The sequence below is a fragment of the uncultured Desulfovibrio sp. genome (genome assembly GCF_902477725.1).
Classification (GTDB): Bacteria; Desulfobacterota; Desulfovibrionia; order Desulfovibrionales; family Desulfovibrionaceae; genus Desulfovibrio.
Genome location: NZ_CABSIF010000001.1, coordinates 206217 through 219571, shown reverse-complemented (window position 1 = coordinate 219571; position 13355 = coordinate 206217). Strand labels below are relative to the sequence as shown.

Annotated in this window: 6 protein-coding genes; 3 read left to right on the top strand and 3 right to left on the bottom strand. The window is 56.1% G+C overall.

The genetic code is table 11. From position 1 onward, the window contains the following. Positions 1-4 precede the first annotated feature (4 nt). The 3 genes from RDK48_RS00875 (at position 5) to RDK48_RS00865 (ending at position 4022) form a co-directional block, all read left to right on the top strand. Positions 5-793 carry a DmsC/YnfH family molybdoenzyme membrane anchor subunit gene (locus tag RDK48_RS00875; protein ID WP_298996153.1) on the top strand — a complete coding sequence of 263 codons (789 nt, stop codon included), beginning with the start codon at positions 5-7 and terminating at the stop codon, positions 791-793. Between the two features lie 263 nt (positions 794-1056). Beyond that, positions 1057-2631 carry an alkaline phosphatase gene (locus tag RDK48_RS00870; RefSeq protein ID WP_298996151.1) on the top strand — a complete coding sequence of 525 codons (1575 nt, stop codon included), beginning with the start codon at positions 1057-1059 and terminating at the stop codon, positions 2629-2631. A 206-nt stretch (positions 2632-2837) separates the two neighbouring features. Next, complete coding sequence (locus RDK48_RS00865) at positions 2838-4022, top strand: YibE/F family protein (RefSeq protein WP_374042244.1); 1185 nt, start codon at positions 2838-2840, stop codon at positions 4020-4022. 81 nt (positions 4023-4103) lie between these two features. Here RDK48_RS00865 and RDK48_RS00860 read toward each other — a convergent pair whose 3' ends face one another. From RDK48_RS00860 to RDK48_RS00850, 3 genes are all read right to left on the bottom strand, one after another. Beyond that, complete coding sequence (locus RDK48_RS00860; RefSeq protein ID WP_298996147.1) at positions 4104-8078, bottom strand: response regulator; 3975 nt, start codon at positions 8076-8078, stop codon at positions 4104-4106. A 225-nt stretch (positions 8079-8303) separates the two neighbouring features. Beyond that, on the bottom strand, positions 8304-10541 hold the full coding sequence (locus RDK48_RS00855; RefSeq protein WP_298996145.1) for a methyl-accepting chemotaxis protein: 2238 nt from the start codon (positions 10539-10541) through the stop codon (positions 8304-8306). A gap of 693 nt (positions 10542-11234) precedes the next feature. Next, entirely contained in the window at positions 11235-12995 is a 1761-nt protein-coding gene (locus tag RDK48_RS00850) for a methyl-accepting chemotaxis protein (protein WP_298996276.1), read from the bottom strand. Between the last annotated feature and the right edge of the window lie 360 nt (positions 12996-13355).

The following is a 13355-nucleotide window of genomic DNA, read 5'->3' as shown; positions in this document are numbered from 1 at the left end:
CGCCATGCATTACGAATTCCCTCTTGTCTTCTTTACGGTGCTTACCCAGCTTGCCGTGGGCATGGCCGTATTTGCGGCCTTTGGAATGCTGCGCCCGGCTGCCGGGGCTGTGACCTCGGCCCCCGGAAAGGCCGCAGGAGCGAATCCTCTTGGCGGCAAGGAATGGTATGTTGTGGCCGGGGCCGCCCTGCTTGGGCTGGCGGCTTCCATGCTGCATCTGGCTCAGCCCTGGCGCGCCGCAACGGCGCTTACCAATATGGGCGGTTCCTGGCTCAGCAGGGAAGGGCTGGTATTCGGCCTGTTCGCCGCGCTGGCCTGCCTTTGCTGTTTCAAGCCTTCGCGCATGCTGTGCGTACTCACTGCCGTGGCGGGGCTTGCGGGCATCATCATGCAGGGCATGACCTATGCCGTCATTTCCATGCCTGCCATCAGCAACGGCGTGCCCATGCTGCTCTTTGCCCTCACCAGCCTTTCGCTGGGCGCGGCCTTTGCGCAAAACCGGGTTGGGGTGCTGCGGGTGTTTCTGGGCATGCTCATGGCGGTGCTGCTGATTGTGCCCTGCGTGTGGGCCTCCGGCGGTACGATCATGCAGGCCACGGCCAATGCATGGCTGGCTTCGCCCCTGTTCTGGGGCGGGCTGGCGCTGCTGGGCGCGGCCTTTGGGCTGACGTATGCGGCGCGGCAACGCGCCTGTGCGCTTGGCCTGCTGGTGCTCTGCGCCGTGCTGCTCAGCCGCATCGTCTTTTTCAAGGATACCATCCACACCGCAACAGGTCTTGGCTTGCCCTATTAACGGGCTGATGACACCTTATGTGAACGGCCTGTCCGCAACTGCGGGCAGGCCGTTTTTGCGTTGCCTTGCATGCCAAGGGTGCGGTAACAGGTTGCACATCGCCCGTCGTCACGCAACATGCGTTTGTCCGTAACGCAGGCGTCACCCGCATGGGCGAGCGTTAGCCCATTGCAGAGCCCGCAGGCAGCCTTGTATGGTTTTGGGGAAGGCTGGCCGATTTTCGGGGGCTTTCCACCATCGCATTCATGCAGGAGGTTCGGGTCATGGCCCAGTTTCGTTGGCACAATGCCGCACGAGCGGCTTTTGTTCTTTGCGTCATGCTGTTCGGCTTTATGGGGGTTGCCCATGCGGGGCAGGCCAAGTACGTCATTCTGCTCATAGGCGACGGCATGGGCATGGCCCAGCGCAACGCGGCGGAGCTGTATCTGGCTGCGCAGAAGGGCGACACCACCCCCGGCATAGTCAAGCTCAACATGAGCCAGCTGCCCGTGCAGGGCGCAACCACCACATATTCCATTGATTCGCTCATTACGGATTCCGCCGCCGCTGGAACCGCCATGGCCTGTGGCGTCAAGACCACCAATCGCGGCCTTGGCGTGGACGGCAAGAACGTGCCCGTGGTTTCCATTGCCGAAATGGCGCGCGACAAGGGCATGAAGGTGGGCATAGTGACCACCGTGTCGCTTGACCACGCCACGCCCGGTTCTTTTTACGCGCATCAGCCCAGCCGCAAAAATTATTACGAAATCGGCCTTGAACTGGCCGCGAGCCGCATGGATTATTTTGCTGGCGGCGGTTTTCTTGATCCTGCTGGCAAAAAATCCAAGATGGAAGGCGACAAGCGCAACGTGCTGGACGCCATCCGCGCCAATGGATTCCACTATGTGAACAGCGCGCAGGATTTCCGCTCGCTCAAGCCCGGCAAGGAACGCGTGGTGTTCGTCAATCCGCGCCTTCAGGACGAATCCGCCATGACCTACGCCATGGATGCTGCCAAGGATGACGTCTCGCTGGCTGAAATGACGCGCAAGGGCTTTGAGCTTCTGGACAGTCCCAAAGGCTTTTTCATGATGGTCGAAGGCGGCAAGGTTGACTGGGCATGCCATGCCAACGACGCCGTAAGCTCCATCACCGATGTGCTGGCTTTTGACGCCGCCGTGGCCGAGGCCATGCAGTTCATGCGCAACCACCCGGATGACACCCTGGTCATTGTTACGGGCGACCACGAAACCGGTGGCATGTCCATCGGCTTTGCGGGCACCAAGTACGATTCGTACCACACCCGCCTGAAAAATCAGAAGATATCCTACGTGGCCTTTGACGAAAAATTCAACGCCTTCCGTAAGGCCAATCCGCAGGCAAAGCTGGAAGACGTGCTGCCTCTGGTGAAGGAAAACTTTGGCCTTGTGGTGCTTTCTGATGCCCAAGCCGCCGCCCTGCCCAAGGATGGCGACGCCGCAGGCATGGTGCTGAAACCCTACGAGGTGGACGAACTGCGCGCAGCCTTTGAGCGCAGCATGAAGGGCGGCGACAGCAAGAATATTTCGGATCAGGATTACCTGCTCTACGGCGAATATGAGCCGTTCACTGTTACCCTTACCCATCTGCTCAACCAGAAATCGGGCATCGCGTGGACAACGTATTCCCACACGGGCGTTCCGGTGCTGACCTCTGCCGGGGGCGTGGGCGCTGATCGCTTTGGCGGGTTTTACGACAACACAGATATCTTTGCCCGCATGGCTGAAATCATGGGGATGAAGAAATCTGCCGCCGCTGTCAGCCCTGCCGCAAATACTGCTGCGAGCCCGGCAGTCCGGCTGGCGGCAGCCGCCAACTAGCGCGTAGGGAAGTGTATTTTGCAGGCCGGGCGGCGGGGTTATATGCCTGCTGTCCGGCCTGTTTGTTATGGCGTAATAAAGGCAAAAGGCACGAGTGCAGCACAGGAGTTGTCATGGCGCAGCAGAGCGAAGAAAACCAATTGTCGGGCAGCACTGCGGATGTAACCGGGGCAGATCAGGCGCATCCGCAAATACAGGCTCAATCAATGGCTCCGATGCTGACCGGGGCCGCCGCAGGGCATATGCCCTTGCGTTCCACCCGGCGCGACGCCCTGCTGTGCGTGGTGCTGGGACTGGCCTGTCTTGCGCTGTATCTGCTGCCCACAGGTTTTGAAAACCGCCTGCCGGATAATGCGGTGCGCTGCCGTGCAACGGTGCTGAGCGTGGACAACGAGCGGGTGCATCAGTACGGCATTGTGCGCATGGGGACGCAATATGTGACCATGCGCGCCATCGATGGCCCCTATGAGGGGCAGACATGGCAGGCGGGCAATGATCTGGTGGGCAAGATGGAGCTGGATAAAGTATTCGCCCCCGGCGACACAGCCCTGATGGTGCTTACCCTGCGCGATGGCAAGGTGGCCGATGTCGTGGCGCAGGATCACTATCGGCTGCACACGCAGGCCGTGGCCTTTGGCATCTTTGCCCTGTTGCTGCTGGCCTTTGCCGGGGCCACAGGCCTCAAGGCGTTGCTCTCCTTTGTGTTTTCTGCACTGATGATCTGGAAGGCGCTGGTTCCGGCCCTGCTGCGCGATGTGGATCCCATCCTGCTGGGGCTGGGTGTCACCACGGCCATAACTGCCGCAACCATCCTGCTTGTGGGCGGCATGAACCGACGCGGGCTGGCTGCCTGGCTCGGCTCCCTGCTGGGCATTGCCGCCACCTGTGCGCTTGCGCTGGCTTTTGCAGGGCCGTTCCACCTGCACGGGGCCGTGCGCCCTTATGCGGAAACCGTGCTCTATTCCGGCTATCCGCATCTGAACATGACGCGCATCTTTCTTGCCAGCATATTCATGGCTTCTTCTGGCGCGCTGATGGATCTCGCCATGGATGTGGCTGCCAGCATGGCCGAACTGGCGGCGCAGAATCCCGGCATTTCGCGCCGCGCGGCGCTGGCCTCGGGCCTGCGTGTGGGCCGCGCCGTTGTGGGCACCATGACCACAACCTTGCTGCTGGCCTACTCCGGCGGCTACATTGCCACGTTGATGCTGTTCATGGCGCAGGGCATCCCGCTGGAAAACGCCCTCAACCTGCCCTTTGTTTCCGCTGAAATCATGAACACGCTGGTGGGCAGCATCGGGCTTGTGACGGTTGCGCCCTTTACCGCGCTCACAGGCACATGGCTGCTCATACGGCCCGGGCATGCAAATAGCGCCAGCGCCGGGGCGTAATGCATCTGGTGCAATGCATTTGATGCAGTGTATGGGAAACAGTACAGCAGGATCAGTGTGAAGGGCGAGGGGGCGGGTTTCCTACAAATCGATTGTTTGCTGTAGGATGTCCCCACCGGATTTGCGGCACCAGCGCCTGGCAACTTCTGCCAGAGCCGTGGGGTCGATGGGCTTGGAAATGTGGTCGTTCATGCCAGCCTTGAGGCATTTTTCCCTGTCGCCAACCATGCCGTGGGCTGTGAGGGCAATGATGGGCAAATGGCGGAACCCTGGTGTGGCGCGTACCATGCGTGTTGCCTCAAATCCGTCCATTTCGGGCATCTGTATGTCCATGAATACGGCTGCGTATGCGCCTTTGCAAATCATATCCAAGGCGATGCGACCATTATCGGCGATATCCACCACAAGGCCCATGCCTTCCAGCAGTTCCTTGGCGACAATCTGGTTGATTTCATTATCTTCAGCCAGAAGCACTCGCTGGCCTTCCAGCCCCTCTATAAATCTTGGCAGCTCGTTGCTGGCCAGCAGGCGGTCTTCTGCCTGCTGGCTGCTGCGTGTGGCCTCCTGGATTGCGCGCAGCAATGTTGTTCTGCAAACAGGTTTACAGAGAACATGATTGATGCCCAGGGCTGTTGCCTGCGCATTGAGTCTGCCTAGATTGTGAACCCCGGTCAGGATAATGACGGGCATGTTCTGCAATTTTTTCAGCCGGGCTGCCGCTTTCAGATTGATTTTTTCAGCCTGGTTGCAATCGATCAGCGCGGCTTCGTAAGGCATGCCAGCCTTGGCGGCTTTTGCGACAACGCGCGCGCCCTGAGTGCAGTCTGCTGCCTCGCCGTATTGCAGCCCAAGGCCAGCAAGGGTTTGCCCCAGCTTCTCCCTCTGGGCGCTGTCGCTGTTGACCACCAGGGCGCGCAGGCCAGAGAGCGCCTGCACCTCCGGCAATGTGGCAAGATCGGCCGGGGGCAGGTCGAAGGATGCGGTAAAGAGAAATGTACTGCCATGATCGGGAGTGCTTTCAACAGTGATCGTGCCACCCATCATTTCCACAAGCCTCTTGGAAATGGAAAGCCCTAGCCCTGTGCCGCCGAATCTTCTTGTTGTAGACATGTCGGCCTGAGAAAATGCGTGGAACAGCTTTTGTTTCTGTTCTTCCGACATGCCAACGCCAGTGTCGCTGATGCTGAAAAGCAGAGTTATTTTGTTGTCCGCAGCTTCGCGTTTTTGCACCCGCACACACACCACGCCCTGATCGGTAAATTTGATGGCGTTGCCCACAAGGTTGATAAGCACCTGCCCCAGCCTTAGAGGGTCGCCCATGAGGGTGAAGGGAACGTCCGGCTCCACGTCAATCCGCAGTTCGACCTTGCTTTCGGCCAGCTTGACAATGTCGAGGCTTGCCAGCCCTTGCAGCACTTCGTCCAGCTCAAAGTCCACATGCTCAATATCCATGCGGCCCGCTTCAATTTTTGAAAAATCCAGAATATCATTGATGATGCGCAGCAGCGATTTGGCGGAATCCTTGATGCTGGAGAGGTAGCTGTGCTGTTTGCCTGTGAGTTTGGTTTGCAGTGCGAGATAGGCCATGCCGATAACGGCGTTCATGGGAGTGCGGATTTCGTGGCTCATGTTCGCCAGAAATTCGCTCTTGGCGCGGTTGGCTTCTTCTGCAGCCCGCGCGGCCATTTGCATGGCCCGCTGGCTTTTTACAAGCTCTGTGACATCGCGGCAGTCTTCAATAGCCCCCAGCAGTTCCCCTTCGGGCGAAAGAAAGGGCGTAGCCACAATATCGCAGCAAATTTCATCGCCGTTCTTGCGGCGGCGCATGGTGGTTTCCGCAGCTTTGGGCGCGCCGTTCAACACTCGCGTAACCGCGCAGATGGTGCATTTTTCTGAATTTTGCGTGTAGTCGGAACAGCGGACGCCGATCACTTCTTCCCGGCTGAACCCGTGCAGTTTCAGAAAGGCATCGTTGGCCTGCAAGACAATGTGATTGGTGTCCAGCACGCGCATGGCGCTGCCTGCGGCGTTGAATATCTGAGCCATCTCGGTCTGCGTACGCAGGGCCTGCCGCTCGGCCTTGCGTCTTTCAGTAATGTCTGTGGCAGTAATGACAATGCCAAAGATGTTGGCGCTGTCGTCCTTGAGCGGAACCTTGCAGGTATCAAGATCTCGCAGGTCGCCGCTGGCATTGCGGTAGGACTCTTCACAGGTAAGCGGCTCCCCGGTTCTCAGAACTTCTGCATCAGCAAGTGTTGCGGCAGCGGCAATTTCCGGGGGGAGGTTATCTTCGTTCTGCTTGCCGATCATGGCTTCTGCCGGGCGGCCTATAAATCGTTCAAACTGACGGTTGACCAGTACATATCTGCCAGCCGTGTCAATCAGCATGACCATGCTTGGCTGGTTGTCCATAACAGTTTTAAGCTGCCGCTCCCTTTGCCGCAGGGTGCTTAACGCAATCTGGGTGGCCTGGCTTTCGCGCGCGAGCCTGTGGTTGGCAATCAGCATTACGCACAAAAAACTGCCCACAAGCAGGGCGACCACGCCGCCCACCTGCTTGATGCGTTCCCAATCAATATCCTTTTCGAGCCGCAGACTGCCCCAGCGCTGGGCCATTTCCAGCAGGTTGGTGTAGGGGATGCTCTCGTAGGCTTTCTCAAAAATCCTGGGGAGTTCTGGCCAGTCAGACCGAAAGGCAATTTGCGCCGCATAACGCAGATCGGGCAGCCGGGTATGCCTGAGGTCGTTGCGCTCGCCGTTGGTCAGAAAAAAACTGACGGAAACAGAAAGGCCCACCACAGCATCGTAGCGCCCTGATCGCAGGCCATTAAGGGCATCGTCCATGACTTGCAGGGGAACCACAATGGCGCTGGGCACGAGTTTTTCCAACTGGATTGCCACGCCGGGGTATGCCAGCACGGCTACGGTTTTTTTTGCCAGATCACGGGGGCTGGTAATGGAAAAGCCCGCATTGGCCCTGGTGACCACATCCAGCGGCAGATAGAACAACAGGCTGTGCTGGTGCGTATTTTCGTGCGCAGGCGGCAGCTTTTCGCTGAAGGGCACCACATCTATCAGCTGGGTTGCCAGATCTGTGCTCAAGTTTCGGGTAGAAGCTTCGGGATGGGGGACAATTTCCACGCCCAGAATCCCTGCGACAGCCCGCAAAATATCAGCGCTGATGCCGTCAAACTGCCCCTGCTTATTGGTAAAGGCGAGCGGTGCTCCGTCCTTAAGAAAACCAACGCGCCAGCGCGAATGCGTTTCGAGCCACTGGCGTTCATGCGTGCTGAGGTTCAGGGGGCGGCGTACCCTGTTTATTTCCCGCATGGCGGGAACGCGCACCCAGTACTCTTCCAGGGCAATGAGTTCCGCACGGGGGATTTGGGCCATGCCCTGTTCCACAAGCTCCAGGGTATCCATATCGTCTTTGCGCACGCCGGGCCGGAGGGTATCCTCCAGCAGCGGGAAAGGCTCGGTGGAAAACTTTTCGTTGAGCCCCAGGCGGTCGATGGCACTGATAAGCGGCAAGAGCGGCCCAGCAACGCCTTGAGCCAGGCCGCCGCCCACAGCCATGATCATGTCCTTGAAAGATGTCAGCGACAAAAGACGCAGGGTGGGGTAGCGGGTGCGCAGATGCGTTTCAAGGATGGTGCCCTTGAGGGTGGCGATGACCGGTGCCGGGGTGCTGTCCAGATCAGCGTTGGCGCCCGAAGCCATAATGATCACGCCGCGCGAGGGAAAGAACGCTGGGCCGAAATCCAGCAGCAGGGAGCGGGTGGTGGTGCGGAAAAGCCCGCCGTGAATTTGCGATTGACCGGAGCGGACATCGGCCAGCAAGTCAGGCCATTCCCCCATGCGAAATTTGACGTCTCGCCCGACTTTTTCGCCCCACAGTCGCCAGATATCCACAAGCAAGCCTGAGGGTTCGCCGAACATGGAAACAAAAGAATAAGGCTCGTTTTCACGGGGAAGGGAAACGATGATCGGGGCTTGGCTGTCTGCTGCCAGAGCGGGGGCAGGAATTGCGGCGGTCGTAATGGATGCGATCGCCATAAAAAGCAATATTCCAGCAATAAAGCCGCGCATAGAATTCCTGGGCCGTTGGAGTTGCGAGTCTGTCAGGCTTGCCAGCAGTTTCAAAATATTATTTCAAAAAATGCAGCATCGCTGATTGGAAAATATTCTCCTAGGTTAATGCAGTGAAAGTGAAGGTGTGTCAATGGCTTGCCCGGCATCAGCGTGAGGGCGGGCCGGGCAAGCCATTATGTATTGCGCTATTTATTTCTGTGTTTTCATTTCATGAATAAGATTTTGCAGTACTTTTGACTGCTGCGCAAGTTCAGAAACGGCACTCGATGCCTGTTCCATAGCCTGAGCTGTTTCAGCAGAAATTGCAGAAACCTGTTCAACAGATTTGTTGATTTCTTCACTTGCTGCAGATTGCTGCTCACTTGCAGTCGCAATTGACTGTACCTGGTCGTTGACCTGTTCGACAAGGTTGAATATCTGGCTCAAGGCTTCGCCGGAGCGTACGGAAAGATCTGTAGCGCTTTCGATGGTTACGGCAGCCTTGTCCACGTTGGCAATGTTCTTGCGGGTGCCTTCCTGAATGTCGCGGATGGCCTGTCCCACTTCCTGCGTGGCGGCCATGGTCTTTTCCGCCAGTTTGCGCACTTCATCGGCCACAACCGCAAATCCGCGTCCGGCATCGCCAGCGCGGGCGGCCTCAATGGCGGCGTTAAGGGCCAGCAGGTTGGTCTGGTCGGCAATGTCGGCAATCACGTTCATGATCTGCCCGATGCCTTCGGCCTGCTTGCCAAGGGCGTTCATGTCTTCCTTGATGGCCAGCGACTGATCCCGGACTGTTTCAATGCCCTTGACTGCATCGCTGACAATATTGGAGCCCTCAAGGGCCTTTTGCTTGGTCTGGGTGGAGGCGTCCGCTGCCTGCTGGGCGTTGCGGGCCACTTCAAGCACTGTGGCGTTCATTTCTTCCATAGCTGTGGCGGTTTCGCGCACCCGGCCTGACTGCTCGTCCGCACCACGGCTCGATTGTGCAATCTGGGATGAAAGCTGCTGCGAGGCCGCTGTGACGATTTCCACAACGCCTTCAAGCTGACCGGCAGCATGCAGCATGCCCTCGGCCTTGGCCCGTTCTGCCTGAGCCTTGGCGGCGTGGGCCTCCTGCATGGCGGCCTGTGCTTCCTGCATGGCTTTTTGAGCTTCTTCGCCCTTGGCGTGCGCCTCAGCTATCATTGCTTGCAGGTTGGAAACCATGGTGCGCAAAGAATTGGCCAGCACGCCGATTTCGTCCTGCTGGTTCACCACCAGTTCCCCGCTGAAATCGCCAGCGGCAACGCCTTCGGCGTAGTTCTTGGCCCTGATGAGCGGCCGCGTGAGCGAACCCGCAAAGAACCACAGGCAGATTATGCCCAGCAAGGCCACGCCTGCGCCGACCATGATCTGATTGAATGCATCGTTTTTAGCGCGCTCGTTGAGTTGCGCTTCAAGTGCGTCGGCATCAGCCAGCACAACATCTCTGGGCAATCTGACAAGTACTGACCAGAATTTGCCGGAGCGGCCAAGCTTGACCGGGGCGTATGCCACAATGGATTTGCCGTCCAAACTAAGCCCGGCAAAGGCCTTGCCGTCACGCACATTGGGCATGATCTTGTCCGCATTGGGCAGGCCGTTGCTCAGCGGTTTGCCCACCATGGAAGCATCGCCGCTGTTGGCAACTACCAGTCCATCGTAGCTGACAATAAATACATCGCCAGCGCCACTGTATATTTTGGCATCAACATCTTCTGCCATCTTCTGCAAGAAGGTGAGGCGCAGGTCCGTGCCGGAAACACCAAGGAACTTGTTGTTTTCCTTGACGGGCACGGAGATTGTGGTCAGCCACTCCGTTTTGCCCTGTACGATGTAAGGGAAGGGGTCAAGCACACTTTCCTTGCCGGTTTCCTTGGGGCCAAGATACCAGCCGCCCTTGCGCACGCCGTTGGCGTGTTTGGCCTGGCTTTCATATTCCACCAGAGCCTGGCGGCTGATCTTGCCCGTTTCATCGCGGTTCCAGTACGTGATAAAGCGGCCAGAAGCATCGTGAGCTTCCGTATTGGCGTACAGAGCGTCCATACCGTCAAGGGCGTTTGGTTCCCATGCGGAATATGAACCCAGATATGTGGGGTTGTTATCAAGGTTGGCGCGCAGGATTTTTACAAAAAGATCGCGCAGGTGTTCGCTGCCGATATTGGCGCGCAACACCTCGAAGATTTTTCCTGTTGTGCGGGCAGTGTCAATGTTGTCCTGAAGGGCAGTTTCCACAACGGAAGCTCTGTCAGAAACCAGCGATTCAAGGGACGAAATGGCGCTTTTTTCCAAGAGCTGCGAAACTTGGTCGGAAACAAATCCCTTGGTTTTATTGGTGGAATACAGCCCGAAAGCCATAAGTATGGCAGCCGTGGCGATCAGCCCAATGCCCGCAGCCAGCGCAATTTTTTGTTTGATGGAATGCATTATCCTTGCCCCCCTGAGATTGGCGTCGAAAGATCAGCGCGACGATTGAATCCTGCTACCATGAACAAAATCCTTATCTTATTGAGTGAACAATCAGCATTAAATGCTATACAGTTATATTATCGGCTGATTATGTAATAAGATTAGGGCGAAGAATATTGCTTGTAAAGAATGTATTTGGCTGATGCTAGTTGTAAGGGTGTGTAAAAAAATTAACGAAATCGTATTTGTAATTAAATTATTTAATAAAAATGAATAAATTGGAGTTTTGTTTGTAGTAAATGTAGATTTAAAATTCTGAAAAAATATTGTGAATGTAGAAGCTGTATAGTAGCGACATAATACTTGGCAACAGTGCGGGTTTTAACATTTGGGAATTGTTCTGCTGTGGCACTTTGATTCATTTTTGTATCACGCGATATCGCGTCATCGGAGGAAGGCGGGCCAGCATAGCAAAAAGCGCCGACAGAGCCAGCGCTTGGTGTGTTGATCTTGTCAACGCAAACGAGAAGATGGAGCAGGCTAGATCCTTGCTCGCGAGGGCATATGGCGAGAAGTTTTTTGTACCTCAACCCGCAGCCCTGTCACCAGCGGGGGCAAACTCCGTAAAACGGGATTTGCCCGAAAGGCGACGGCAAAACAGGAGGCAGGTGGTTGCAGCAGGGGATTCTGCACGGGGCGAAGCAGCCCTGCCTAAGCGGCTTCACCCTGAGCCTTCATTTCAGCGATAAGGCCTTGCAGTACCTGTGATTGCTCCAGCAATTCGGAAACAGCGTGCGAGGCCTGTTCCATGGCCTGGGCGGTTTCCGCAGAAATGGTAGCCACCTGCTCCACAGACTGGTTGATTTCCTCACTGGCGGCGGACTGTTCTTCGCTGGCAGTGGCGATGGACTGCACCTGATCGTTCACGTGTTCCACAAGGGTGAGAATCTGTTGCAGTGACTCGCCTGATTTTACAGAAAGAGTGGTGGCGCTTTCAATAGACGTCGACGACTTGTCCACGTTTTCAATATTCTTGCGGGTGCCTTCCTGAATATCGCGGATAGCCTGCCCTACTTCCTGCGTGGCGGACATGGTTTTTTCCGCCAGTTTGCGCACCTCGTCAGCAACCACGGCAAACCCGCGCCCGGCATCACCCGCGCGGGCTGCCTCAATGGCCGCATTGAGGGCCAGCAGGTTGGTCTGGTCAGCGATGTCGGCGATCACATTCATGACCTGACCAATGCCTTCAGCCTGCTTGCCAAGGGCGTTCATGTCTTCCTTGATGGCCAGCGACTGATTCCGGACAGTTTCAATGCCCTTGACCGCATCACTGACGATATTGGAGCCTTCAAGGGCTTTTTGCTTGGTCTGGGAGGAGGCGTCCGCTGCCTGTTGGGCGTTGCGGGCCACTTCTAGCACGGTGGCGTTCATTTCTTCCATGGCTGTGGCGGTTTCACGCACGCGGCTGGACTGCTCGTCAGCGCCACGGCTGGACTGTTCGATCTGGGCGGAAAGCTGCTCGGAAGCTGTGTTGACAATACCCACAACGCTTTCAAGCTGGCGGGCGGCCTGCAACATGCCCTCGGCCTTTGCCCGTTCTGCCTGCTTGCGGGCAGCTTCTGCCTCAAGGGTCGCTTGCTGGGCTTTTTTCGACTCTTCCGCTGCCTCCAGGCCTTTTTGTTCGGCTTCGGCGATCTTGGTCTTCAGCGTAGCTACCATGTTCTTCATGGCGCCAAACACGCCCTGTTCTGTGCGGGCCGGGTCAAAGCGCGCGTCCAGATCACCACCAGCGATTGCCAGAGCCAGCTTTGAAAGTGAGGCGGGTTCATCGCCCAACTGGCGCAGCATGTTGCGGGCCATGGTAAAGCCCAGCCCAAGGCCCACCAGCACTGAGGCAATAATGCCAATAATGGTGATAAGGCGTGAGGTTTCATACATGCGCGTGCTGCTTTCGTTCAACTGGTCTGTGCGCATGAGCTTGAAATCAACAATCTTCTGAATGTCTTGCGCCATTGCCGCCATTGTTTGCCGCGCCTGGGTAGTGGATAGTTTCTGCGCCTGTTCGTTCATGGCGGCATCGCTCGTTTTGCCAAGTTCTACAACTTTATCATGTACGGCAAGCCATGCCTGGGCAGATTGCAATACTTTGTTGCACAAAGCATTGCCCTCGCCCGAGGTGAAATACTTGGGCAGAGTTTGCATCATGCCTTCAAATACCTTGCGTTCTTTTGCAAGAATATCAAGATATCGCTGAATTTCTGCATCCTCATTGGTCAGAATGATGTTTTTTTCTTCCCGGAGGATTCTGAGCGCGCTGATATTCATTGCACGAGCCGCATCAAGCCCTTTGACGTGCATGCTATAAAGGGTGTCAATGTCATCTGATAGCTTGCTAAGGTTGCTTACTGCATACATACCAACAGCAATAGTAAATAATGAAAGAATCAGTGACAGGCAAAATAATTTTTGCATAGTCGTAAGTCTAATCATTTTCCCCTCCGCGTCAGGGACGTGGTTGGTTGTGTGTGTAATCATTTGGGGGAACGCTTGTTAATGCAATTTCATTCGGCATATTTCTGGTTTATCATAGGGTATAGTACAAAAAATTTTTCAATTGTAAATGATATTACATATTGTATGCAAATATTTTATATATGATAGTAATCAATATTATAGAGATGTTGCGTAAGATGAGTTGTTTAAACAGTGTAGACGACTGATACGTGAGCATGCGGATATCTTTGAAAAAACTGGATTTGAGGTGTTCGCCAGAGTATGGAGAAATATTTGCCCGGCGGGGGAGAAATGTACGGGCTGCTTGACATATCCTTG

Excerpts from the sequence above, each read along its gene's own strand:
- RDK48_RS00870 (WP_298996151.1), top strand. The coding sequence starts at position 1,057 with ATGGCCCAGTTTCGTTGGCACAATGCCGCACGAGCGGCTTTTGTTCTT.
- RDK48_RS00875 (WP_298996153.1), top strand. The coding sequence starts at position 5 with ATGCATTACGAATTCCCTCTTGTCTTCTTTACGGTGCTTACCCAGCTT.
- RDK48_RS00865 (WP_374042244.1), top strand. The coding sequence starts at position 2,838 with ATGGCTCCGATGCTGACCGGGGCCGCCGCAGGGCATATGCCCTTGCGT.
- RDK48_RS00860 (WP_298996147.1), bottom strand. The coding sequence starts at position 8,078 with ATGGCGATCGCATCCATTACGACCGCCGCAATTCCTGCCCCCGCTCTG.
- RDK48_RS00850 (WP_298996276.1), bottom strand. The coding sequence starts at position 12,995 with ATGCAAAAATTATTTTGCCTGTCACTGATTCTTTCATTATTTACTATT.
- RDK48_RS00855 (WP_298996145.1), bottom strand. The coding sequence starts at position 10,541 with ATGCATTCCATCAAACAAAAAATTGCGCTGGCTGCGGGCATTGGGCTG.